This window comes from Pseudomonas sp. UME65 (genome assembly GCF_014170225.1).
Taxonomy (GTDB): Bacteria; Pseudomonadota; Gammaproteobacteria; order Pseudomonadales; family Pseudomonadaceae; genus Aquipseudomonas; species Aquipseudomonas protegens.
Window position 1 is genome coordinate 59,749 of sequence record NZ_LZZQ01000010.1, and the last position, 23,481, is coordinate 83,229.

At 65.0% G+C, this 23,481-nt stretch carries 16 protein-coding genes; 9 read left to right on the top strand and 7 right to left on the bottom strand.

Annotation, left to right across the window (positions count from 1 at the left end; genetic code table 11):
* Window positions 1-38: 38 nt before the first annotated feature.
* The 4 genes from A9971_RS07985 (at window position 39) to A9971_RS08000 (ending at window position 8,843) form a co-directional block, all read left to right on the top strand.
* Window positions 39-680 (top strand): OB-fold-containig protein, encoded by a 642-nt coding sequence (locus tag A9971_RS07985; RefSeq protein WP_011059461.1) that lies wholly within the window; start codon window positions 39-41, stop codon window positions 678-680.
* A 37-nt stretch (window positions 681-717) separates the two neighbouring features.
* A complete protein-coding gene (locus A9971_RS07990; RefSeq protein ID WP_011059462.1) occupies window positions 718-2,793 on the top strand; it encodes a flotillin family protein in 2,076 nt (691 codons plus the stop codon).
* 176 nt (window positions 2,794-2,969) lie between these two features.
* Window positions 2,970-8,117, top strand: a complete 5,148-nt coding sequence (locus tag A9971_RS07995; RefSeq protein ID WP_183001372.1) for a DNA repair ATPase — start codon at window positions 2,970-2,972, stop codon at window positions 8,115-8,117.
* A gap of 36 nt (window positions 8,118-8,153) precedes the next feature.
* Complete coding sequence (locus A9971_RS08000) at window positions 8,154-8,843, top strand: phospholipase D-like domain-containing protein (protein WP_060842572.1); 690 nt, start codon at window positions 8,154-8,156, stop codon at window positions 8,841-8,843.
* A 29-nt stretch (window positions 8,844-8,872) separates the two neighbouring features.
* Here the strand turns inward: A9971_RS08000 and A9971_RS08005 are convergent, their stop codons facing one another.
* On the bottom strand, window positions 8,873-10,603 hold the full coding sequence (locus tag A9971_RS08005) for a hypothetical protein (RefSeq protein ID WP_183001373.1): 1,731 nt from the start codon (window positions 10,601-10,603) through the stop codon (window positions 8,873-8,875).
* Window positions 10,604-10,741: 138 nt separating this feature from the next.
* Entirely contained in the window at window positions 10,742-12,478 is a 1,737-nt protein-coding gene (locus tag A9971_RS08010) for a hypothetical protein (RefSeq protein WP_183001374.1), read from the bottom strand.
* Window positions 12,479-12,697: 219 nt separating this feature from the next.
* On the opposite strand from A9971_RS08010, the gene A9971_RS08015 reads away from it, so the two are divergent.
* The 3 genes from A9971_RS08015 to A9971_RS08025 all read left to right on the top strand — a co-directional run bounded on the left by A9971_RS08015 (window position 12,698) and on the right by A9971_RS08025 (window position 16,524).
* Window positions 12,698-13,240 (top strand): YaeQ family protein, encoded by a 543-nt coding sequence (locus tag A9971_RS08015; RefSeq protein ID WP_183001375.1) that lies wholly within the window; start codon window positions 12,698-12,700, stop codon window positions 13,238-13,240.
* Window positions 13,241-13,297: 57 nt separating this feature from the next.
* On the top strand, window positions 13,298-15,007 hold the full coding sequence (gene recJ / locus A9971_RS08020; RefSeq protein WP_060842575.1) for a single-stranded-DNA-specific exonuclease RecJ: 1,710 nt from the start codon (window positions 13,298-13,300) through the stop codon (window positions 15,005-15,007).
* Between the two features lie 410 nt (window positions 15,008-15,417).
* The gene (locus tag A9971_RS08025; RefSeq protein WP_174394816.1) at window positions 15,418-16,524 is read left to right on the top strand and encodes an NADH:flavin oxidoreductase/NADH oxidase; all 1,107 of its coding nucleotides are present in this window, start codon (window positions 15,418-15,420) and stop codon (window positions 16,522-16,524) included.
* A gap of 159 nt (window positions 16,525-16,683) precedes the next feature.
* Here A9971_RS08025 and A9971_RS08030 read toward each other — a convergent pair whose 3' ends face one another.
* The gene (locus A9971_RS08030; protein WP_183001376.1) at window positions 16,684-18,303 is read right to left on the bottom strand and encodes a glucan biosynthesis protein D; all 1,620 of its coding nucleotides are present in this window, start codon (window positions 18,301-18,303) and stop codon (window positions 16,684-16,686) included.
* 200 nt (window positions 18,304-18,503) lie between these two features.
* On the opposite strand from A9971_RS08030, the gene A9971_RS08035 reads away from it, so the two are divergent.
* Window positions 18,504-19,037 carry a GNAT family N-acetyltransferase gene (locus A9971_RS08035; protein WP_019093920.1) on the top strand — a complete coding sequence of 178 codons (534 nt, stop codon included), beginning with the start codon at window positions 18,504-18,506 and terminating at the stop codon, window positions 19,035-19,037.
* Here the strand turns inward: A9971_RS08035 and A9971_RS08040 are convergent.
* The 4 genes from A9971_RS08040 to A9971_RS08055 form a co-directional block, all read right to left on the bottom strand.
* Window positions 19,034-20,227, bottom strand: coding sequence for a DUF418 domain-containing protein (locus tag A9971_RS08040; RefSeq protein ID WP_183001377.1), 1,194 nt, complete (start codon window positions 20,225-20,227; stop codon window positions 19,034-19,036). The genes A9971_RS08035 and A9971_RS08040 overlap by 4 nt on opposite strands.
* A gap of 147 nt (window positions 20,228-20,374) precedes the next feature.
* Window positions 20,375-21,397: a hypothetical protein gene (locus tag A9971_RS08045; RefSeq protein WP_227454104.1), complete on the bottom strand. Its 1,023-nt coding sequence runs from the start codon at window positions 21,395-21,397 to the stop codon at window positions 20,375-20,377.
* Between the two features lie 50 nt (window positions 21,398-21,447).
* Window positions 21,448-21,891, bottom strand: a complete 444-nt coding sequence (locus A9971_RS08050; protein ID WP_183001378.1) for a hypothetical protein — start codon at window positions 21,889-21,891, stop codon at window positions 21,448-21,450.
* Complete coding sequence (locus A9971_RS08055; protein WP_123473877.1) at window positions 21,881-22,291, bottom strand: hypothetical protein; 411 nt, start codon at window positions 22,289-22,291, stop codon at window positions 21,881-21,883. The genes A9971_RS08050 and A9971_RS08055 overlap by 11 nt, the downstream gene beginning before the upstream one ends.
* A gap of 272 nt (window positions 22,292-22,563) precedes the next feature.
* Here A9971_RS08055 and A9971_RS08060 point away from each other — a divergent pair, with 272 nt between their 5' ends.
* Window positions 22,564-23,289, top strand: a complete 726-nt coding sequence (locus tag A9971_RS08060) for a tellurite resistance TerB family protein (RefSeq protein WP_011059476.1) — start codon at window positions 22,564-22,566, stop codon at window positions 23,287-23,289.
* Window positions 23,290-23,481 lie beyond the last annotated feature (192 nt).

A 23,481-nucleotide genomic window follows, 5' to 3' on the forward strand; every position in this document is an offset into this window, starting at 1 on the left:
GCCTGGCCTTGCCCGGCTTTTTCAGGGATAGGAAAGCAATGGAAATCTTCCTGCAGACAGTGTTGTCGTTCCCCACAGTGCTGTTCAGCTTCATGCTCTGCCTGGCCGTGATCTACTGGGCCGTGGTGGCCATGGGCATGCTTGAAGTCGACCTGCTGGACTTCGAGGCCGACTCGCTGCTCGACAGTGCCCACGCCGGCGAAGGCCTGGCCGGGCTGCTGATCAAGTTCAAACTCAACGGGGTGCCGGTCACCCTGGTGCTGACCCTGCTGATGTTCTTCAGCTGGTTCCTGACCTATTTCGCCGAACTCTACGTGCTCAGCCACCTGCCCCTGGGTTGGCTGCGCTATCCCCTGGGCCTGTTGCTGGCGGTGCTCGCACTGTTCCTGGCAGCGCCCATCAGCGCGACGATCTGTCGTCCGCTGCGCCCGCTGTTTCTCAAGATGGAGGCCACCAGCAGCAAGTCGGTGCTGGGGCAGACGGCTGTGGTACGCAGCGGCAGAGTCACCCTGGAACATGGCGAAGCCGTGCTCGAGGACGGCGGCGCGGGCCTGATCCTGCGTGTGCGTGCCGATGAGGCACGAGCTTTCAAACGCGGCGATCGCGTCGTGTTACTGGAGTATCTGGAGGCGCAACACGCCTATCGGGTCATTACAGAGGACGAGTTTCGCGGCCTCTGAGCCCGGGCTCCCTCAAGAATCAAAGGAGATTGATTGCATGAATTTACCGTCGCTGCTGCCCATCCTGCTCGGGATCGGCCTCGTCGTCCTGGTGGTCTTCGGCCTGTTGGCCCTGTTCAAGGCCTTCTATATCAAGGTTCCCCAAGGCACGGCGTTGATCGTCAACGACATGTCCTCGACCCCCAAGGTGCATTTCACCGGTGCCCTGGTGTACCCGGTGATCCACCTCAAGGAGTTCATGCGCATCTCGCTGATCACCCTGGAAGTCGACCGTCGGGCCAAGGACGGGCTGATCTGCCGCGACAACATGCGCGCCGACATCACCGTGGCCTTCTACCTGCGGGTCAATGAAACCCAAGAAGACGTGCTCAAGGTGGCCAAGGCCATCGGTGTCGACCGTGCCTCCGACCGCGCCGCGGTCAACGAACTGTTCAACGCCAAGTTCTCCGAAGCGCTGAAAACCGTGGGCAAGCAGTTCGATTTCGTCCAGCTGTTCGAGAACCGCCAGGACTTCCGCGACCGCATCATCGAGATCATCGGCAACGACCTCAACGGCTATGTGCTGGAAGACGTGGCCATCGACTACCTGGAGCAGACCGCCAAGCACTCCCTGGACCCGAGCAACATTCTCGACGCCGAGGGTATCCGCAAGATCACCGAGCTGACCGCGGCGCAGAACGTCATCACCAACGAACTGGAGCGCAACCAGGAACTGGCGATCCAGAAGAAGAACGTCGAGACCCGCGAAGCCTCGCTGTCCCTCGAACGCCAGCAGGCCGACGCCGAAGCCCGGCAGAAGCGCGAGATCGAAACCATCCGTGCCCGCGAGGAAGCCGAGACCGCCAAGGTCAAGGAAGAAGAGCGCCTGAAGGCCGAACAGGCACGCATTCAGTCCCAGCAGGAAATCGACGTACGCACCGAGAACCATCAGCGCGAAGTCGAAGTGGCCCAGCAGAACCGTCAGCGTGCGGTGGTCATCGAAGTCGAGAAAGTCACCCGCGCCAAGGACCTGGAAGTGGTGGCCCGCGAGCGTGAAGTGGAACTGCAACGCATCGAGAAAGAAAAGGCTCTGGAAGAGCAGCGCAAGAACATCGCCACCGTGATCCGTGAGCGGGTAGCGGTGGAGAAGACCGTGGCCCAGGAGGAAGAGCGGATCAAGGAAGTGCGCGAAGTCTCCGAAGCCGAGCGCGCCAAGCAAGTGGTGGTGATCCAGGCCCAGGCCGAAGCCGAGCAGGACCTGGTGCGCCAGGTGAAGCAGGCCGAAGCCGACGAGACCCGCTCCAAGCACAAGGCCGTGGAAATCAACAACCTGGCCCAGGCCGAACTGGAAGCCGCGGCCAAACAGGCCGAAGCCAAGAAACGCCTGGCCGAAGGCCTGGAAGCCGAGCGCGCCGCGCCTGGCCTGGCTGATGCCCGCGTGCTGGAAATCACCGCAGCGGCCCAGGAAAAAGAAGGCCTGGCCCAGGCTCGCGTACGCACCGAGCAGCTGATTGCCGAAGCCCGTGGCGAGCAGGAAAAAGGCCTGGCCGACGCCCGCATCATGGAAGCCCAGGCGGCCGCCAAAGAGAAGGACGGCCTGGCTGAAGCCAAGGTCATGGAAGAGAAGCTCGGTGCCCAGGCCCGTGGCGAAGAACAGTTGGGCGCGGCCAAGGCCAAGGCCACCAAGGACCTGGGTTCGGCCGAAGCCGAAGTGCTGCTGCAGCGCCTGAACGCCGAAGCCGAAGGCCTGGGCAAGAAGTTCGGTGCCCTGGACTCCCTCAGCGACAGCGCGCGGTCCCACGAAGAGTTCCGCATGCAACTGGAGAAGAACTTCGAGGAAGCGATGGCCGCCATCGCCGCCAACAAGGAAATCGCCAAGGACCAGGCCGAAGTGCTGTCGGCTGCCCTCAGCAAGGCCAAGATCGAGATCGTCGGCGGCGAAGGCGACTTCTTCAATTCCTTCGCCAAGTCGCTGTCGGTGGGCAAGGCCATCGAGGGCGTGGTGGGCAAGAGCCCGGTGGTCCAGGACGTGCTGGCACGCCTGCTCAATGGCAAGGGCGCTCCGGCCGTAGCCGCTGAGCTGGCCGCCGCTGCCGTTACGCGCAAGGCCGACGCTCCGTCTGCCGAAGCCTGAAATGCCTGACCACAGCTGATTCGCCAGCCCTCGCCTGATCCTGTAGCCGTCGTTTTTATCGACGGCTGCAGGGCAGGTGTCAGGCGGCGGGTTTCAGCTGGCTGGTTTCAGGTGCTGGGCTCCAGGTTTGAGGAGCCCGCTTTTTTGCATACCGCCGTAGATCCAGGAAGGCCACGATGTCGGACGCTCAAGTCGCAACTCCCCCACAGGACGTATTGGATAAGGCCGTCGCCGAAGGCGGCGCCTATGAGGTGCTGCACAAGCGCCTGCTGGACCAGGGCCAGCGCCTGCGGGCCACCACTGACGACCTCAACCAGCGGCGTCTCGACGAGTTCGGCAACAGCCGCATGGAAGTGGTCGGGCGGGTGCGCATCCGTACCGAGAACAACTGCATCGCCCGGGACATCGTCCAGGTCGGCGACTGCCTGTTGTTCGGCTACAACGTGTTTATCGGCCTGAAGAAGGAAACCAGCGTCGCCGACGTGTTTTCCCTTTACCGGCTGGTGGAAGAGGGCGAAGGCTACGAAGCCGAGCCCGTGCCCCTGGAAGGCAGTTTCCTTTCTGCCCAGGGCTTCCTCAACGATTTCAACGAGCTCTACACCTATTACAAGAACACCCGCCTGCTGCAACTGGCGATCCGTGACGGCAAGCTGCTGGCGAGTTTCCAGATCGGCGAGCGCGTCACCGATGTGCGGGTGTTCCGCTGGTCGATCTCGGTGGACGGACGGGACGTCCGTTACATCGACAACCGTGGCGAGCGGGATATCGCCCTGCCGGCGCCCTTCGATTTCGAATGGAAGAAGGCCACCCGCGAGATGGTGGTCGAAGGCCGCTTCCCGCACCTGAACATTCTCGACACGGTGTTCGTCGAAACCATCGGCGGCGACCTGACCATCAAGGTCGAGAACAACACCGAATCGGGCCTGGGCATCTATCGCGAAGAGGTGCTGGACAAGACCCAGTCCCTGGACGACTCGCAGATCGAATTCGCCCGCCTGGGCAGCCTGATCCTGCTCAAGGTCCTGCCGTACCGCGAAGAGCAGTGGCGCTATCTGGTGTTCAACAGCCTGACCCGCCAGGTGGAGCGCATCGACGCCATCGGCCTGGCCTGTGTGCAGTTGCCGGAAGACCACGGGATCATCTTCCCCGGCGGCTACTACCTGCAAAGCGGCGAGTACAAGACTTTCGAGCAGTCCATGGAGGGCATGCGCTACAAGCGCTCTGTGCGCTCGCCCAACGGTGAAGATGTGCAGTACATCTTCTACCACCCGGAGCAGGGCCGCTCGGTGCTGCTGACCTACAACATGATCAACCGCCAGTTGCAGAACCCGCTGTTCGGCCACGGCTACGCGCGGCTGGAAGACGGGCGCATGGTGATCTTCGCCGCCGAGGGCGACGAGCCGACCCGGGTGCATCCGATGCAGGTCTGGCAGACACCGTTCTTCACCGAGGAGTACGCCGCGCGGCAGCCGACCCGCAGCGGTTTCCTCGGGCGCATCGGCAACGCCGAACTGGTGCGCAGCGTTTCCGACCTCTACGACCTGTGCCGCGAGATCGACACCCCGGCGGTGTCGGTGCAGCGCTATTCGCTGCTGTGCCAGAACACCCGTCGGCTGTTCGATGTGTACCACTGGCTGGGCAGCGACGAGCTGGACGGCCTGGCCCCGCTGCTGCGGGAAGTGGCGTCCACGTCGGAGTTGGTGCTGGACGAATACGAGAAGGTCGAAAGCATCCGCCGCCAGTCGGACCAGGCCATGGTGGCCGCGGAGGCCAAGCAGAAAGCCCTGCTGGACAGCCTGCTGGTGGACAGCTGGGACCAGGTCCAGAGCTTCGTCGATGCGCTGAACGGCATCACCACCCAGCGCGGCCTGCTGCTGACCATTCGCGACTACCGCTACATCGACGTGGCGCGCATCGACGCCATGGAAGCCGAGCTGCTCAAGGCCCAGGAACGCACTGCCGCCGGCACCGCGACCTTCCTTGCCAGCGAGCAGGCCCTGCAACCCTTCGTCACCCAGCTCGAAACCCTGGACGCCCAGGCGCAGAAAGCCGAAACCGTGGCCCAGCTCAGCGAGCCCCTGGGCGCCCTGCAAGCCATGGCCGGGGACCTGGACATGCTGTCGAGCCTGATGGCTTCGTTGCAGATCGACGACGCCACCCAGCGCACCCGGATCATCGAATCCATCTCGCAGATCTACGCCCGCCTGAACCAGGCCAAGGCCCGCGCCGAACAACGGCGCAAGGCCCTGGGTTCGACCGAGACCGTGGCCCAGTTCGGCGCCCAGTTCAAACTCTTCAGCCAGGGCATCACCAACGCCCTGGCCCAGGCCCAGGACCCCGAGCGTTGCGATGAGCAACTGTCGCGCTTGCTGGTGCAGCTTGAGGAGCTGGAGAGTCGCTTTGGCGATCACGAACAGTTCCTCGGCGACATCCTCGGCAAGCGCGAGGAGTTGCTGGAAACCTTCGAGGCCCACAAGCAATCGCTGCTCGACGAGCGCCAGCGCAAGGCCCAGGGGCTGCTGGATGCCGCGCGGCGGATTCTCGACAGCCTCGGTCGGCGCACCGCCAAGTTCACCCAGGCCGAAGAGCTCAATGCGTTCTTCGCCGCCGACCCGCTGATCCTCAAGCTGCGGGAGCTGGCCGAGCGCCTGCGCGAGCTCAAGGACAGCGTCAAGGCCGACGATGTCGAGTCGCGCCTCAAGGGCGCCCGGGACCAGGCCGTGCGTGCCCTGCGCGACAAGACCGAGCTGTTCGAAGAGGGCGGCAACGTCATCAAGCTGGGGCCGCGCCACCGCTTCAGCGTCAACACCCAGGAGCTGGACCTGACCCTGATGCCCCGGGGCGATGAGCTGCACCTGCACCTCACCGGCACGGATTTCCTCGAACCCCTGCGCGACCCCGATCTGGAGGCCCTGCGGGACTTCTGGCAGGTAGCCCTGGAGTCGGAATCGGCCCAGTTGTACCGCGCCGAATACCTGGCCGGGCAGGTGCTGGACGCTGCCGACCGCGGCCAGGAAGGCCTGAGCCTGGAAAGCCTGAAACCCTTGCTGGCGCACCCTGAAGAACTGGCGCGGGTGATCCGCGACTTTGCCGCGCCGCGCTACAAGGAAGGCTACGAGAAGGGCATCCACGACCACGACGCCGCAGCGATCCTCCTGCAGCTGCTGCCCCTGCGCGACAGCGCCGGCCTGCTGCGTTTCGGCGCGGCGGCCCGTGCCTTTGCCTGCCTCTACTGGGATCGCCAGCAGGAACAGCCGCAACCTCGGCAATGGGTGGAACGTGCCCGTACCAGCCGGCATATCCAGCAACTGTTCGGGCGTCGTGAAGGCTTGCTGCAATTGCAGGAGGAAATCCTCGTGGCGCTGGGTGACTGGCATCAGCAGCACGCCTTCACCTTGGCCGCGGAGCTGTTGCCCGAGGCTGCCGAGTACCTGGTTCAGGAACTGGCCGCAGAACGCATCGAATTCACCTTCAGCAAATACGCCAAGCAGCTGCAGGAAGCCCTGACCCTGCGTCTGCAGGGCGCACGGATGTGGGACGACTACCAGCAGGCCCTGGCGCGGCTGGTGGAACGGCCTGCTGCACAGTGGGCGCTGACCGAGAACTGGCTCTCGGCCCTGTGCGCCGAGGGCGAGTTCGCCGAGTGGGCCGACTACGTGCCCGAGGCGGTGGCCCTGTCGCTGCTGCGGGAAGACTTTGCCAAGCGCATCACCGAAGTCGATCTGCGGTTCAAGGTCGACAACCTGATGGGCGAGCACCCGCGCATCCAGGAGCGCAGCCTGTCCCTCACCGTGGACGGCTTCTTCGCTCGCCTGCGGGCTCACCGCGAACAATTCCTGCCTGGCCTGCAGCGTTACCAGAGCCTGCGCCAGGGCATCATCAGCCGCGAACGCTCGGCCCTGCGCCTGAGCGAATTCAAGCCGCGGCCGCTGAGCTCGTTCGTGCGCAACAAGCTGATCAACGATGTGTACCTGGGCTTTATCGGCGACAACCTGGCCAAGCAGATGGGCACCGTGGGCGAGAACAAGCGCACCGACCTGATGGGCCTGTTGATGCTGATTTCGCCACCGGGCTACGGCAAGACCACCCTGATGGAGTACGTGGCGCACCGCCTGGGCCTGATCTTCATGAAGATCAACGGCCCGGCCCTGGGGCACCAGGTCCGTTCCCTGGACCCGGCCCAGGCGCCGGACGCCACTTCGCGCCAGGAACTGGAGAAGCTCAACCTGGCCCTGGAGATGGGCAACAACGTGATGCTCTATGTCGACGACATCCAGCACACCCACCCGGAATTCCTGCAGAAGTTCATCTCGCTGTGCGACGGCACCCGGCGCATCGAAGGCGTGTGGAAAGGCCGCACCAAGACCTACGACATGCGCGGCAAGAAGTTCTGCGTGGTGATGTCGGGCAACCCGTATACCGAGTCCGGCGAAGTGTTCAAGATCCCCGACATGCTGGCCAACCGGGCCGACATCTATAACCTCGGCGACACCCTGGGGGGCATGCAGGACGCCTTCGCCCTGAGCTACATCGAAAACGGCCTCACCTCCAACCCGGTGCTGGCGCCACTGGCCACCCGCGACATGGCGGACGTCTACCGCTTCGTCGCCAAGGCCGAGGGCAAGGCCTTCTCCAGCAACGAGCTGAGCCACAGCTACAGCGGTGCCGAGATCAACGAGATCACCACCACCCTGCAACGCCTGATGCAGGTGCGCGACGTGGTGCTGCGGGTCAACCAGCAGTACATCGCCAGCGCCGCCCAGGCCGACCAGTACCGCAGCGAGCCGCCGTTCAAGCTGCAGGGCAGCTACCGCAACATGAACAAGATGGCGGAGAAGATCTCGGCGGTGATGAACGACGCCGAGCTCCTGCAACTCTTGGCCGACCACTATCAGGGCGAATCCCAACTGCTGACCACCGGCGCCGAGGAAAACCTGCTCAAGCTCGCCGAGCTGCGGGGCAACCAGACCCCGGAACAGAGTGAACGCTGGGCCCAGATCAAGCGCGACTTCGTGCGCAACCGCTCCATGGGCGGCAGCGACAGCGATGTCGGCACCCGGGTCGTGGCCCAGCTCAACGATCTGGTGGAAGGCGTGCGCGGCCTGGCCCGGCCGGCGGAACAGCAGGGCATGCGTGAAGTGCTGGAAAACCTCTCCGAGCACCTGGAGCAGAGTTTCCTGCCGCTGCTCAAGGTCATGCACAAGAAGATCGACGTCGACCTGCACAGCCACCAGCGCATTGGCGACATCGCCACGCGGGTGGACGAATTGAGCCGCATGCTCAGCCACGGTGATGTGCCGACCCTCAAGGACCCCCAACCGTAGGCGCCGGCTTGCCGGCGAACAGCCAAGGATCACGACATGGATTTTGCCCACCTGGACCGGCAACTGCGCGACAGCCTGCTGGACCTGAAACTGAGCAACGAAGAACGGGACGAACTGCGCCAACTGGGCAGCGAACTGGGCAGCGACCAGGTGCGCTACCTGCGCAACCGGGCCTTTGACCTGGTGCGCGAGCTGGCGCTGGCGGACAGCGCCAATGTGCTGCCGGCGCTGAAATGGCTGGAGCAGGTGATCAAGACCCTGGACACCCACAGCGCCCCGGTGCGCGACATGGCCAGCGCCCACTTCAGCCCCGGTGAAGACTGCCGGCGCAAGATCCGCGACCTGTGCCGCCAGGCGCGAGTCTCGGTGGATATCTGCGTGTTCACCATTTCCGACGATCAACTGAGCGACGAAATCCGCGCCTGCCACCAGCGCGGCGTGGCCGTGCGGGTGATCAGCGACAGTGAAAAGCAATTCGATGTCGGCAGCGATATCGCCGCGCTGCGCGAGGCCGGGGTGCCGGTGCGGATCGACGACACGCCGTTCCACATGCATCACAAGTTCGCCGTGTTCGATGGCCGAACCCTGCTCAATGGCAGCTTCAACTGGACCCGCAGCGCCACCACCGGCAATGAGGAAAACCTGCTGGTGATCGACCACCCGCAACTGGTGGCCAGTTACCTCAAGGAGTTCAACGAACTCTGGGCCCGCTACGCGCCGCGTTAAGGCGTGTCGCGGCGGGCCAGCACCCGGCCTCAGGCAGCGCTCGGCTGACTCCAGAGGCTGTCGTCGGCCAGCCTGTCGAGGAGTTTCTGGCGCAACCTATGGGCCTGTTCCGGGGCGCTCTGGCTCAGGGTTTCCAGGGCCAGGTGCAACTGCTGCAGCGGGTTTTCGCTGTTAAACAGGCTGCCCAGTTCCAGGCCGGCAATGGCTTCTTCGAAACGTTGCTGACGGATATGGTTCAGCAGCGTGGCGTGGCTCAACTGGCTGGTATAGGAAACGTGCTGTTCCAGGCGGCTCTTGAGCTCGGCGGCCTTTGCCTGCTCGTCGATGTAGAGGTAGACCAATGCCAGCTGTGCCAGGTGGTAGTTTTTTTCCGCCGGGTCCATCGCCGCATTCTGAGCTTCGTCGTCGAGCGCTTGCACAGTCTGGTCCAGCAGTTCGATGGCTGGCCGGGTCTGTTCCAGGTCGTGCAGTAATTTGGCCTGTGCTGCCTGTTTCACCGGGCGATCGGCGTATTCGAGCTGGGTGTTGAGGAGCGCCACTTCCTCAAGACCGTTGCGGATCAGTTCGCTGTCGCGCCGCTCGGGCGCCAGGGCTGCCTGCACCCACAACTGGGTTTCCACGATCAGCAGGCGATGCCACGGCCATTGCTCAGCGCCACGCCAGGTCTCCAGTGTCAGCAGGGCCTGCTCCAGCAGGTGGGCGCACCAATGCGGGTGTTCCTCGAAGTAGGTGCGCCACAGAGAGAGCAGGCACCACAGACGCTGCGAGGGCGCGACCGCGCAGGCCTGCAAGGCCGCCTCGGCCTCGGCCAGCTCATGGCGCGCGACATGCCAGTGCAACAGGCTCAGCAGCATCTCGCTGGCGTGTCTCACCGGCACCTGGGCGATCAGCGATGCCGCCAGATCCGGACGGCTGGCGTCCAGGATCAGCTTGAGCAGCGGTGGGTAGCCGCAGTAGTCCTCGGGCTCGGGGTTCTGCGCCAGCAGTTCGAACCCGGCGTCGAATTCCCCGGCTTGTATCAGCAAGACCACGACGATGATCTGGGCCGACGCGGGCAATTGCGCGGCCATGGCCGGGAACTGCACGTCCTGCCCCTGGGCACGGTACTCGCGCAGGGTCTGTTCCACTTCATACGGGTCCAGTTCGTCGGCCGGTTGTTTGAGCAGCAGTTGCCAGGCCAGGCCGATGCTGATGGCGGCTTGCTCGGCCAGGCCCACATTGCGTTGCAGGGTTGCCAACTTTCGGTGCTCACTGGCACAGCCCTGGTTCAACTGCTCGACACCGAAGGTCACCAGCAAGGCGCGGGCCTGCTCAAGCTCACCGCGGGCCACCAACAGCGGGATGCGCAGCAGGGGGGCTGATGGCAGGGGCTGATGCAGGCGTTCCAACAGGCTCAGCACCGCCTGCGGGCCGTCCTTGTCGAGCAGGGTTTCGAGCAGTCGGTACAGCGCCATGGGCTGGCAGGTTTCATCGAGCTCGGCCAGGATTTCCAGGGCCTGGGCCTGGTTGCCTTGCCGGTACAGCGCGGCGGGCATCGGCAGCAGCCCCTGTTGCCGGGCTTTGCCCGTCAGGCGCTGGGCCAGTTGCAGGGCCACCTGCGGTTCGACGGCGCTCAGGTACGCCGCGCGATAAATCTGCGCCTCCTCGTCCAGGTTGATGCCCAGGCTGCTGCCCTGGTCATTGCTGCTGCCCTTGTGGGCGTAGACCACCAGCAGCGAGATCACGCCGGTGATGAGCAGCAGGATGAGAAACACTTCCATGATTCGGTTTTCCTTGGGGGCGAGAACTGAGCCTGGCGGACCGCGGCAATCTGCTGCCGGCATTGAAACGGCTGGAGCCGATGGTCAAGCCCTTGGACGCCAATAGCACCCCGTTGGGGGGCGCCAAAGGCCGCTGGGTCAGTTCGCCTGAGAGGCGCGCCAGGCCTGCCCGCTGCTGAACCGCTCCATCAGTTGTTGCTGAAGTTCGGCGGCGCGCTCGGGGGCGCGCTGGTGCAGCTCTTCCAGGGCCTGATACAGGCGTGACAGAGGTTTCTTGTCGCTGAGCAGGACGCTCAGGTTCAGGGCCTCGATGGCCTGGGCGTAGCGCTGGTGCTCGATGTGATTGAGCAGCAGGTCCTCTTCCAGGTCGCGACTGCCGGCCTCCAGGCTGTGCAATCGATCCTGCAGGGCCTGGGCCTGCTGTGCTTCGTCGATGCTCAGGTAGGCGCTGGCGATGTCCTCCAGGTAGAAGGTTTTGTCCATCTCATCGACCTCCGGCAGGCTGTCGCTGTCCAGCAACGCCAGGGCCTGCTCCAGCAGGGTCCTGGCCTGGGCCGTCTGCCCCAGGTCGTGCAGCAGCTTGGTCTGCTCGCGAATGCACAGCAATTGCTGTTCGCCTTCCTCCTGCTGATGCAGCCTGTGCAATTCCTCAAGGCTGCTGCGTACCAGCCAGCTGTCCCGACGATGGGCCGGCAGTCGGCTTTGCAGCTGGAGTTGGGTTCGCAGCGCCTGGATGCGCATGCCGCTCCAGAACTCATGGTCATGCTTGTAACCGTCGATCTGTTGCAGCGCCTTGGCCAGCAGTGCCTCGGCCCATTGCGGCTGCGTGGCGTGGTGCTGTTCACAGAGACTGAGCATCAGCCCCGGATGCTGGCTCGGCTCAGTTTCCAGCGTCGGCAGCAATGCTTCGGCTTCTGCGGTCTGGCCTTGTGTCGCCATGTGGTTCAGCAGGCTCAGCAGCAGGCTGTAGCGATGCAGGTCGGGGGCCTTCTCCAACAGGCGCAGGGCGTTGTCGATGGGCGGCAGGGCCAGGGCCAGGTCCATCAGTTCGCTGTGCGTAGTGGAGTAGAGATCGTCGCTGATGGGGGCCAGCAGGCTGAGGGCAGAGTCCAGTTGACCGGCCTTGATCAGGGCGGCGACCGCCTGGGCCTGCTCTTCGGCCGGTAGCGACGCGGCGCGGGTGAGGATCGAGTCGAACTGGCCCAGGGTCGCGCTGGCCTCGAACAGTTGGCGCAGAATCGACTGGCGATGGCCCTCCTCGGGCCCCTCGAACACCGACCATGCCTGCTCGACGCTGACCAGCGCCGCGTCCTGCATCCCGGCCTGATGCTGCAGGCGCGCCAGGGTCAGCAGGTTGCCGATGCTCTGGCGCTCATGGGCGGCCGCTTGGCGCGGGTCGCTCAGTTCGCCGAGCACGGCCAGGGCCCGCTCCTGTTCGCCACGGGCCTGGAGGATACGCACTTGCAGCAGCGGCCAGCTGGGCAGGGATTCCCCCCAGTTCTCCAGGAGTTCCAGGCAGGCTTGGTTATCGTCGGTGTCGAGCAGCGTTTCGATCAGGGTATTGAGTACGTAGTCCCGGGCGTGGGGCGGCAGTTGCTGGTACAGCTCCCGGGCCTGGGCCTTGTGGCCCGCCAGGTAGAGCTCGCTGGCCACCAGCTGCGAGGCCAGTTCCCGGGCTTCGCCGGGCAGTTGCTCTGCCAGTTTCAGCGCCAGCAGCGGTTCGGCCTTGCTCAGCAGCAGGGTCTGGTTGATCTGGGCGGTGAGGTTGCCGGTCAGCTCCAGGCTCTCGTTGCGATCGGCGGTTTTCTGGCGGGCATACAAAATCAGCGCGATGAACAGCAGCACGATGACAAGCAGGGTGACAAAGAGAGTCATGGACGTCCTTTTCTATTGAACTGCGGCGTTGGCGCGGTGCGCGCCGGCCGATTCGCGCGGGGGTTATAAAACCCTGGTGGCAGGCTGGCAACCAACTTTACCGAGGCAATGCATTTCTGCGGATTTCAGCGCAAGGGCCTCCGGCCGGTCAGCGGTCGGGCAGGGCGGCAGGTTTCGGGTTAGACTTGCCGCCTTTTCGCACACTCAAGAAGCCCGCACATGGCCCAGCCGTCCACCACCTACAAATTCGAACTGAACCTGACCGACCTCGACCGCGGGGTCTACGAAAGCGTCAAGCAGACCATCGCCCGTCACCCTTCGGAAACCGAGGAACGCATGACCGTGCGCCTGCTGGCCTACGCCTTCTGGTACAACGAGCAGCTGTCGTTTGGTCGTGGTCTGTCGGAAGTGGATGAGCCGGCCCTGTGGGAAAAGAGCCTGGACGACCGCGTGCTGCACTGGATCGAAGTCGGCCAGCCGGACGCCGATCGCCTGACCTGGTGCTCGCGCCGTACCGAGCGCACCAGCCTGCTGGCCTACGGCAGCCTGCGGGTCTGGCAGACCCGGGTGGTGGACGCGGTGAAGAACCTGAAGAACCTCAACATCGCCGGCGTGCCCCAGGAGGTCCTTGAGACCCTGGCCAAGGACATGCCGCGGGTCATCAAGTGGGACGTGATGATCAGCGAAGGCACGATCTTCGTCACCGACGATCGCGGCCAGCACGAAGTGCAGCTGGAATGGCTGCTGGGCGATCGCGGCTGATTGCCCGCGCCGCTCCTGAACGACCCACCGTCCCCCAAGAGAAGTTGCTGTTAGCCCATGCGTATCGAACCCCGTGAGTTGCCCGCCGTCCTGCCCTTTCTCGGCGACCTGCCGCCACTGCTGACCCGCCTCTACGCCGCCCGGGGCGTGCAGTCGGTGGAGGAGCTGGACAAGAGCCTGGCGCGGCTGATCCCGTATCAGCAGCTCAAGGGTATCGATGCCGCGGTGGACTTGCTGGTGACCGCCCTGGACCAGCGCCAACGCATCCTTATCGTCGGCGACTTCGATGCCGACGGCGCCACCGCCAGCACCGTGGGCGTGCTGGGCCTGCGCCTGCTGGGCGCGGCCCATGTCGATTACCTGGTGCCCAACCGCTTCGAATACGGCTACGGCCTGACCCCGGAAATCGTCGCCGTGGCCCTGCAGCGCGAGCCGCAACTGCTGATTACCGTGGACAACGGCATCTCCAGCGTCGAAGGCGTGGCCGCGGCCAAGGCTGCAGGCTTGCAAGTGCTGGTCACCGACCACCACTTGCCCGGCCATGAACTGCCGGCGGCGGACGCCATCGTCAACCCCAACCAGCCGGGCTGCGAATTCCCCAGCAAGGCCCTGGCCGGGGTCGGGGTGATCTTCTATGTGCTGATGGCCCTGCGCGCGCGCCTGCGCAGCCTGGGACGCTATGAAACCCGGCCGCAGCCGAACATCGGCGAGCTGCTGGACCTGGTGGCCCTGGGCAGCGTGGCGGACGTGGTGCCCCTGGACGCCAACAACCGCATCCTGGTGCACCAGGGCCTGGAGCGGATTCGCGCCGGTCGCGCCCGGCCGGGGCTCAAGGCGATTCTCGAAGTGGCCAAGCGCGATCATTCGCGCATCACCTCCACCGACCTGGGCTTTATCCTCGGCCCGCGGCTCAACGCCGCCGGGCGCCTGGACGACATGAGCCTGGGCATCGAGTGCCTGCTCAGCGACGACGTCTCGGCGGCCCGGGCCATGGCCGCCCAGCTCGACGAGCTGAACCAGGACCGCAAATCCATCGAGCAGGGCATGCAGCGCGAAGCGTTGGCCCAGCTCAAGGAACTGCCGGTGGAGTCGATGCCGTTCGGCCTGTGCCTGTTCGACGCCGACTGGCACCAGGGGGTGATCGGGATTCTCGCCTCGCGCCTGAAAGAGCGTTACCACCGGCCGACCATCGCCTTTGCCGATGCCGGTGACGGCATGCTCAAGGGCTCGGCGCGTTCGGTGCCGGGCTTTCATATCCGCGACGCCCTGGACGCCGTGGCCGCGCGCCATCCGCAACTGATCAGCAAGTTCGGCGGCCACGCCATGGCCGCCGGGCTGTCGCTGCCGGAACAGAACTTCCCGGCCTTTGCCGAGGCCTTCGACGAAGAAGTGCGGCGCCAGCTGCGCGAAGAAGACCTCACCGGGCGCCTGCTGTCGGACGGCACCCTGGCCGTGGAAGAGTTCCACCTGGAACTGGCCCGCGCCCTGCGCCATGCCGGGCCCTGGGGCCAGCATTTCCCCGAGCCGATGTTCCATGGCGTGTTCGAACTGGTGGAGCAGCGCATCGTTGGCGAACGCCACCTGAAAGTGGTGCTGCGCAGCGAATGCGGCTCACTGAAGCTGGACGGCATTGCCTTCGGCATCGACCGCGAAGTCTGGCCCAACCCGACCATCCGCTGGGTGGAGCTGGCCTACAAGCTCGACCTCAACGAGTTCCGTGGCCAGGAAACCGTGCAGTTGATGATCGCCCACATCGAACCGCGCTGACCTGCGAAAGGGCGCCGGGCCTTGCCTTGTGCGTCCTCACCACCTTCCCCCGCCTCTGCTGGCAACCCCTGTAGCCGCTGCCGAGCCTGTGGCGAGGCTGCGAAAAGGCCTGCAGGGCCTTGCCGGCAATCTTGCGCCGACCTCTGAGGGCCTTTGAAGCCCCACGTCTGCTACGCAGCCGATCGCAGCCTGCGGCAGCGGCTACAAGGGGAGCAGCGCCTTTTTTGCCCGGGCACGCATCAGGAACCCTGCCGGCGACAGTGTTGTCGACTAGTCTCTAAGCACTGTCTGATTGGCCTTGTGACCTTTTGTCATTCTTCTACCCGCGGGGGCGGGCGCTTCATTTCGCAGTCACTCGTCGACCGTTCAAACAGAACCCTGGAGCCTGACCATTGACCGAGAGGTGCCCCATGAGTCTGCTGCTTGAACCCTATACCCTGCGTCAACTGACCCTTCTCAACCGCATCGCCGTGTCGCCCATGTGCCAGTACTCGTCGGTGGACGGGTTGGCCAACGACTGGCACCTGGTGCACCTGGGCAGCCGCGCCGTCGGCGGCGCCGGGTTGATCTTCACCGAGGCCACGGCGGTCACCGCCGAAGGCCGGATCACCGCCCAGGACCTGGGCCTGTGGAACGACGCGCAGATCGAACCCTTGCAGCGCATCACCCGTTTCATCACCGCCCAGGGCGCGGTGGCGGGTATCCAGCTGGCCCATGCCGGGCGCAAGGCCAGTACTCATCGGCCCTGGCTCGGCAAGTCCGGCAGCGTCAAGCCCGAGGACGGCGGCTGGGTGCCGGTGGGGCCCTCGCGGATTGCCTTCGACCCGCAGCACACACCGCCGACCCAGCTCGATGAAGGGCAGATCGGCGAAGTCATCCAGGCCTTCGTCGCGGCCGCCAAACGCGCCCTGGAGGCCGGTTTCAAGGTGGTGGAAGTGCATGCTGCCCATGGCTACCTGCTGCATCAGTTCCTCTCGCCCCTGAGCAACCAGCGCCAGGACCAATACGGCGGTTCGTTCGAGAACCGCATTCGCCTGGTGCTGCAGGTGACCGAAGCGGTGCGCGGGGTGTGGCCCGAGGAGCTGCCGCTGTTCGTGCGGGTGTCGGCCACCGATTGGGTGGAAGATGGCTGGAACCCGGACGAGACCGTGGAGTTGGCGCGGCGCCTCAAGGACCTGGGGGTGGATTTGATCGATGTGTCGTCCGGAGGCACCGCGGCCAATGCCGAGATTCCCACCGGGCCGGGTTATCAGACGCGCTTTGCCGAGCGAGTGCGCAAGGAGTCGGGGATTGCCACCGGGACCGTGGGGATGATCACCGAACCGGCCCAGGCGGAGCATATTTTGCGTACCTGTCAGGCGGACATCATCTTCCTGGCCCGTGAGCTGTTGCGTGATCCTTACTGGCCGCTGCATGCCGATGACGACCTGGGCGGGCGCAAGGCGATCTGGCCGGCGCAGTACCAGCGGGCGACCCACAGGGACCAGCCGATTCATGAGTCGGATTTGCGCGATTAGGCTTTTGCCGATGTAAAAAACGGCCCGTGTGGGCCGTTTTTTTGTGCCTGGCTTCAGGCTGCCTTCGCTGGCAAGCCAGCTCCTACGGAGGCGGTGCGATCTGTAGGAGCCGGCTTGCCGGCGAAGAGGCCCGTAGGGCGGGCCGGGGCTGGCAGCGGGTCACGGGTATTTGCGTTTGTCCGGCGCCGGCGGGAAGTACTGGTACAGCCAGGTCTCGCTCAGGGTACGGTCGTTGGTGCGGATGAACAGCCGCAGTTCCACCGGTTCGACGCTGTCGTTGGTGGGGAACCAGTCGAAGGTGATGCGATAGCCCTTGATCTCGTCCAGCACCAGTACATTGAAGTCCTTGACCTCGCCGTTAGACGCGGTGACCACCGGCTCGATGCCAGTGCCCGCTGGCAGGCGATCCAGGCCGCCGCCGGTGAAGTCCACGGCAAAGCGCCGCGCCCAGACTTCCGGGTAATGCTCGCCCGGGGCCCAGCCTTCGACGAAACCGCCCATGCCGGAGCGGGTGGCGTGTACTCGCGCCAGGGGCGTGCCCACGGGCGGCAGGGCGCTCCAGTAGAGTTTGTAGCCGTAGTTCAGCGAGTCCCCGGCGGCCACCGGTTTTTTCGGGGTCCAGAAGGCCACGATGTTGTCCAGGGTTTCGCCGGTGGTGGGGATTTCCAGCAGGTCGATGCTGCCTTCGCCCCAGGCAGTGGTGGGCTCGACCCACAGGCTCGGGCGGCGGCTGTACCAGTCCACGGTGTCCTGGTAGCTGGCGAACTCGTGGTCGGTCTGCACCAGGCCGAAGCCTTTCGGGTTGGTGTCGGCGAAGGCGTTGAATTGCAGGGTCGCCGGGTTGTTCAGCGGGCGGCAGATCCACTCGCCATTGCCGCGCCACATGGCCAGGCGGTCGGAGTCGTGGATCTGTGGGTGGATGGTGTCGCACATGCGCCGTTCATGGGTGCCGCAGCTGAACATGCTGGTCATCGGTGCGATACCCAGTTGTTCGATGGCGGTGCGGGCGTTGATGTGGGCGTCGACGTCCATCACCACGCGTTCGGCCTGGCAGTCGATGTCGAAACGGTAGGCACCGGTGGCGCTCGGCGAGTCCAGCAGGGCGTAGACCACGAAGCGGGTGCTGTCCTTGTCCGGGGTCTCGAACCAGAACTGGGTGAAGTCGGGGAATTCCTCGCGGCGTTTGGCGTAGGTGTCGATGGCCAGGCCACGGGCCGAGAGGCCGTACTGGCCGGTGGCGTCCACTGCGCGGAAGTAGCTGGCACCCAGGAAGGACACCACGTCGTGCTTGTCCAGTTCCGGGGCCTTGAACAGCTTGAACCCGGCAAAGCCCAGGTCGCCCTTGAGCTGGGCGGTGTCGACGCTGGTGTTCTGGTAGTTGAACAGTGGCGGACGGAAGTGCACCTCCCGCGCCTGGCGGGTCTTGGGGTCGACACTGTGCATGCGCACCGGCTGCTTGAAGCCCATCCCGACGTGGAAGAACTGCACGTCCAACTGCCCGTTCAACTCGTTCCACAGCGAGTGCTTGCTGTCGTACTGGATGGCGTTGAAGTTCTGCGGGGTCATCTTCGCCAGGGTGGGCGGCAACACCTGCTTGGTGTCCACGTACTGGCTGGCGGCAAGTTGCTTGGCCTGGGCCTTGAGCTGCTCGAAATCGAACGCCTGGGCCTGGCCATCAGCGGCGCCGGCCCAGGCGCGGGCGGCCAGCAGGCCGCTGGCCGAGAGGCCGGTATAGGCCGCCAGGGCCATGGAGGCTTTGAGGAGATTCCTGCGGTGCATGGTTGAACCTTGATCAGAGAAAGATCCCAAGCCGTTCCTGGCTGCGTGGGGGGATCGCGAGGGGTGGTTCGGTCATGCCATCGGCCAAACGCAACGGACTATAAACAGACGCCGGATAGAATAAACGGTTCGCCAGGGGCAGAAAAATGATTAGCTTGTGTCCATTGGTAACCGCCCGATCCCCTTCAGGAACTGCTCCCATGCTGCACCCGCGCTTGCTCGGCGAAGACGATATCCCCTTGCTCAAATGGATCGACCGCGCCGAGGTCATCGATGAGTTCTACCGCCTGTGCAATGGGCAATTGAGCTGCTACGCCCAGCATGAAGTGGTGCAGGGCTGGCCGGAGGGCGAGGCCGAGCATGATGCGCTGATCTTGCAGCAGTGTTACCGGCGTGGCGGTTGGCTGTACGGGGTGTTCGACGGCCCGGCGCTGGTGGCCGCGGTGGTGGTGGATTGCCTGCCGATCGCCTGTGCCGGGCTGGATCTGCGGCAATTGAAGTTCCTCCATGTGAGCCAGGCCTATCGCGGCCTTGGCCTGGGCCGGCAGTTGTTTGCGCTGGCCCGGGAGCAGGCCCTGGTCCTGGGGGGGCAGGGCTTGTATGTGTCGGCCACGCCGTCGCGGCATACGGTGGATTTCTACAGGAGCCTGGGCTGCGAACTGCTGGCCACGCCCGACCCGCAACTGCTGCGCATCGAGCCCGAGGACATCCACCTGTACCTGCGCCTGGCCTAGGCCGCCAGGCGCTTGCGCCAGCTTGGCCAGGCCGCGATGGTCACGGCCCGCAGCAGCCACTCGCAGGGGCCGTACTGGTGGCTGCGCAACCACAGGGTGCTGAGCTGCATCTGCAGCAGGTAGATGGCAACCACCAGCAGCACAATCCACAGCGGCGGCAAGTGGTTGACCAGCCCCAGCCCGTAGCCGGTGAACAGCAGCCCCAGAATCAGCGATTGCAGCAGGTAGTTGCTCAGGGACATGCGCCCCAGCGGCGCCAGCCGTCGGCACAGGCGTTGGCCCGGGGCCGAGCCGAAGGCCTTGAGCAGCAGCATGGCGTAGCTGGCCGAGAGCAGTGGTGCGGTCAGTTGGCTGATGCCGTAGCCAAGCACTTCCAGGCCGCCACCGGGCGCATAGGCCGCCCAGTAGCCGTAGAGCAGGGCGCCACCCAGGCCCAGCGGCAGGGTGATCCTCAGCAGCCGTGCCAGGTGCGGTTCGAAGGCGTAGGGCGCCACCAGCAGCTTGTTGCGCCCCGCCACATAGCCCAGCAGGAACATTGCCAGGGTGCAGGGGCCCTGCAGCAGCCACAGCGCGGAGGCGGTTTCCAGCAGGTGCGAGGCGTTGTAGGCCAGGGTTTGCAGGGCGCTGTCGCTCAGGGCCAGGTCCTTGAGTACCGGCCCGCCATCGGCGGTGCCGGTGTAGAGGCCGGCCTCCAGCAAGGTGATGCCGAACAGCAGGAACAGCGCCGCCGTGCCGCTGATCAACAGTGCGGCCAGGGCCGCCGCCCAGCGGACCGACAAGCCGCGCAGCATCAGCAGGACCAGCCCCAGCACGGCGTACAGCGAGAGAATTTCGCCATAGAACAGCAGGGCGCCGTGGATCAGGCCGATCACCAGCAAGGCCAGTTGCCGGCGCAACATGCGCGGCACGAAGCGCTCCCCCGAGCGTTCGGCGGAGGTCATCTGCAAGGTGAAGCTATAGCCGAACAGGAACGAGAACAGCAGGTAGAACTTGGTCTCGAAGAACACCGACACCAGCCAGCGAACCAGGTGGTCAAGGCTACTGGCGTAGCCCGGGTTGCTCACCGACGAGGCGTAGTACGGATCGGCGAAGGACCAGATATTCACCGCCAGGATGCCCAGCAGGGCGAAACCGCGCAGGGCGTCCACCTGCTCCAGGCGCGCTGCTTGCGTCGCTCCGGAGGCCGTCATCTGCGGGGTACCGGCAACAGCGGTGGTGAAAGCGGGATACAGCGCATGGAACGGACCTCCGGGGTTGATCGAGCCAGAGGCTCAATTAACCCGATCAGGCCGGGGCGCAGCTATGGGGATTTTGTTAAAAAGCGTCAAGATGCGGGCTCAGCTTCCCGCCTGGGCGGGCGCTGAAGGTTCCAGGCACTGGGCGCCGCCGGCCGGCATCTCATTCTTTTTGCTCCACCAGGTCAGCGGCCAGAGGCTATGCAGGTCACCGCGCTTGAGTGCTTCCTGGTGACAGGCCAGGGCCCTGGGTCTGTCGGTGACGCCCCACTGGCCATCGGCATAGCCACTGCCCAGGTAGTAGAAGGCGCTGCCTGAATCCAGTTCCCTGGCGGTGCGCAGCACCAGCTCTTCGGACTTGCGCGGCTGCTGGCATTGGGTGATCGAGCCATCGCCGACTGGGTCGCAGTAGTACATGGACAGCATCAGCGCCGCCTCGGCATCGGTCTTGGCGTAGGGCAGCAGCAGTTCTTCCGGCTCCCCCGGCTTGAGCGCCGGGGCCATGCCCGAGTAGCCCAAGCTGACCGCCTGCACCGCGGCCTTGGGTGAGCCGTGGCGGGCGGCGTCGAGCAGGATGCGTTGCCCGAGCTCGAAGAAGTACGCGGTCAGCGGGTACTGCTCGCGTCCGCCGTAGCCCAGGAACAGGTCAGCCTTGCGCATCTGTCGCTGCAGGGCGCTTTCGCCTGCGGGGGCGTTGTGTGTGAGCAATTCGTCCATGGACCATTGCTCGACGCGCACCAGTTGCCAGCAGGCACCCTGTTCAAAGACGAAGGCTTGCACCACATCGCCCAGGGGATCGTTGACCACCAGGGTATTGCCCTCCCAGAAGGTCTGCAGGCCAGCTTCGGCCTGGGCCTTGGGGGCGAGCCGGGTCAGCAGGTGGTGGGTGTCGCCCGTGAGCTTGTAGCGCGCGGTGACTTCCCGGCCGCGCTCGTCAGTGATCGGCCGTTGCTCGACCAGTGGCACGGCAGTGAATGCCTGCTGCAGTTCCGGGCTGCTGGCAAAGGCCTGGGCAAAGACCTTCAGATCGCTGGACGGGCAGGCAGGTGCGGCGGCGGCCTGGGCGGCGGCACCGAGCATCAGGCTCAGGGCGATCAGGTGCAAACAGCGACGGGGGGTGGGCATCGGCAGGGTCATCCGGGGGCGATACAGAACAGGCATATGGGCAAGCAGGCTCATTGGCTTTGCGGGTCGCAATACAGCACCGAGCTGCCGGGAGTATGGCGGTCTTCGGTGAGCAGCGGGCGTTCCCGGCCATCACCGAAGAAGGCGGTTCCCAGGTGCTGGCGCACGCTGTCGATACTGTCCTTGAGATACAGGGCGTGGACCGAGAACGGCCCGCGATAGGGAATCATCACCGCGCTGACTGCCAGGCCGTGGTACTGGTCGTCGACGCAATAGCGGGCGGCTTCGTCCAGCTCGCAGGGCTGCAGTTGGCGTTCGCTGAAGTACGCGCCCCGGGGCTGGTGGTCGCTGGCGTCCAGATAGACGTTTTCCATGGAGCAGTCGGCAAGCCCGGCGAACTGCTGCTCCAGGCTCATGGCCAGGCAGGGGCGGCCAATGATCAGCAGTACAAGCGCCAGCCAGAAGCGCGCAATTGGGGTGTTTCTACTGGGCATGCAACTGCTCCCCGGGCAGGCACAGCCGGCACAGACCCTGCGCCAGCCAGATCGCCAGCAATGGCGGCACGGTCATCAGGAAGCAATAGACGTAGCCGCGTATCGGATGGTCGGGAAACATTGCCCAGGCGGTGAACAGCGCCAGGGTGCCAATCAGGACCAGCTTGACCTTGAGCTGGGGCACCAGGACCTGCAGGAAGCTGACGACGATCAGCAGCTGCAGCAGCAGTTCCACCATCATCCCCAGACCGAAGCCCTTGGCGAGAGCGCCGAAGTGGCTGCGGTACACCGGTATGCCCCAGACATGGGCGTAGTAGAACAGCAGCGGTGGCAGGCAATGGGGCACCAGGCCGGTGAGGATTCGCGTCACCTGATAACGGCTGGCAGCGTCCAGGCTCATGGGCGGCACTCGCAGGCGGTGGTGGGGTTGTCACGGGGCATGGGAGCATCCTTGCTGCCGGAAGGTATGGGGTGAGCCCGGGCAGTGGCGCCGGTGCTTTTCAGGAGGCGGATAGTGCCGGAACTCGGGGCGCCAATCCAGTGGGGCGACGCCGGTGTTCCAGGCCGGGCAAAGCAACATTCAGAAGCACTATCGCCGCATCGACCCGGGCACTTCTCTCTAGGCTTGCAGCCTTATGTGTCGACATGACACCTATTTTCCGGAGGCAGCAGATGAACACCCGTGGATTGCTCGATCAATTACTCAGGTCCGGCCAGGAAATGCTGCAGAACAAGGCAGGCGCAGCGCCGGCGGAGCACGGCAAGGGCTCGCAGGGCGGCCTCGGCGGCTTGCTCGGTGGCCAGTCCGGCGGCCTCGGTGGGCTGCTTTCCGGTGCCGGTGGCGGTGCCTTGGCAGCCGGGGCCATGGGCCTGCTGCTGGGCAACAAGAAGGCCCGCAAGTACGGCGGCAAGGCCCTGACCTACGGCGGTCTCGCGGCCCTCGGCGTGCTGGCCTACAAAGCCTACGGCAACTGGCAGGCGCAGCAGGGCGCCGCCCCGCGCAGCGAACCCCAGACCCTGGACCGCCTGCCGGCGCAGCAGGTGGAATTGCACAGCCAGGCGATCCTCAAGGCGCTGGTGGCGGCGGCCAAGGCCGACGGCCATGTGGACGAGCGCGAGCGGGCGCTGATCGAGGGCGAGTTCCGCAAACTGGACAACGACCCGCAATTGCAGCAGTGGCTGCACAGCGAGCTGAACAAGCCCCTGGACCCGGCGGACGTCGCCCGGGCCGCGAGCACGCCGGAAATGGCCGCGGAAATGTACCTGGCCAGCGTGATGCTGGTGGATGAAGAACACTTCATGGAAAAAGCCTACCTGGACGAGCTGGCGCGCCAGTTGCAACTGGCGCCGGGGCTCAAGGCCGAACTGGAGAACCAGGTGCGCCAGAACAACCTCTGAAGCAGCGTTGGGAGCGCCGCTGGCCAGGGATGGCGGTTCTGCCGGGTGGATTTGCCGAATTGCCTTGGCTGGGGTGATAAAACTGCCGCTGAGCCGCCATCCAGAGCGGGTGCACAAATTTATCGAAAGTGCCAACCGTGGTGCTAAACCACCCATAAAACCTGCATCGTCCTCGGCTATACTCCCCACATT

What these genes read in the sequence shown, in the direction of transcription:
- A9971_RS08015 (WP_183001375.1), top strand. Translation starts at nt 12,698, where the DNA reads ATGGCCCAGCCGTCCACCACCTACAAATTCGAACTGAACCTGACCGAC.
- A9971_RS07985 (WP_011059461.1), top strand. Translation starts at nt 39, where the DNA reads ATGGAAATCTTCCTGCAGACAGTGTTGTCGTTCCCCACAGTGCTGTTC.
- A9971_RS08045 (WP_227454104.1), bottom strand. Translation starts at nt 21,397, where the DNA reads ATGCCCACCCCCCGTCGCTGTTTGCACCTGATCGCCCTGAGCCTGATG.
- A9971_RS07995 (WP_183001372.1), top strand. Translation starts at nt 2,970, where the DNA reads ATGTCGGACGCTCAAGTCGCAACTCCCCCACAGGACGTATTGGATAAG.
- A9971_RS08030 (WP_183001376.1), bottom strand. Translation starts at nt 18,303, where the DNA reads ATGCACCGCAGGAATCTCCTCAAAGCCTCCATGGCCCTGGCGGCCTAT.
- A9971_RS08010 (WP_183001374.1), bottom strand. Translation starts at nt 12,478, where the DNA reads ATGACTCTCTTTGTCACCCTGCTTGTCATCGTGCTGCTGTTCATCGCG.
- A9971_RS08025 (WP_174394816.1), top strand. Translation starts at nt 15,418, where the DNA reads ATGAGTCTGCTGCTTGAACCCTATACCCTGCGTCAACTGACCCTTCTC.
- A9971_RS08000 (WP_060842572.1), top strand. Translation starts at nt 8,154, where the DNA reads ATGGATTTTGCCCACCTGGACCGGCAACTGCGCGACAGCCTGCTGGAC.
- A9971_RS08035 (WP_019093920.1), top strand. Translation starts at nt 18,504, where the DNA reads ATGCTGCACCCGCGCTTGCTCGGCGAAGACGATATCCCCTTGCTCAAA.
- A9971_RS08005 (WP_183001373.1), bottom strand. Translation starts at nt 10,603, where the DNA reads ATGGAAGTGTTTCTCATCCTGCTGCTCATCACCGGCGTGATCTCGCTG.
- A9971_RS07990 (WP_011059462.1), top strand. Translation starts at nt 718, where the DNA reads ATGAATTTACCGTCGCTGCTGCCCATCCTGCTCGGGATCGGCCTCGTC.
- A9971_RS08050 (WP_183001378.1), bottom strand. Translation starts at nt 21,891, where the DNA reads ATGCCCAGTAGAAACACCCCAATTGCGCGCTTCTGGCTGGCGCTTGTA.
- A9971_RS08055 (WP_123473877.1), bottom strand. Translation starts at nt 22,291, where the DNA reads ATGAGCCTGGACGCTGCCAGCCGTTATCAGGTGACGCGAATCCTCACC.
- A9971_RS08060 (WP_011059476.1), top strand. Translation starts at nt 22,564, where the DNA reads ATGAACACCCGTGGATTGCTCGATCAATTACTCAGGTCCGGCCAGGAA.
- recJ (WP_060842575.1), top strand. Translation starts at nt 13,298, where the DNA reads ATGCGTATCGAACCCCGTGAGTTGCCCGCCGTCCTGCCCTTTCTCGGC.
- A9971_RS08040 (WP_183001377.1), bottom strand. Translation starts at nt 20,227, where the DNA reads ATGACGGCCTCCGGAGCGACGCAAGCAGCGCGCCTGGAGCAGGTGGAC.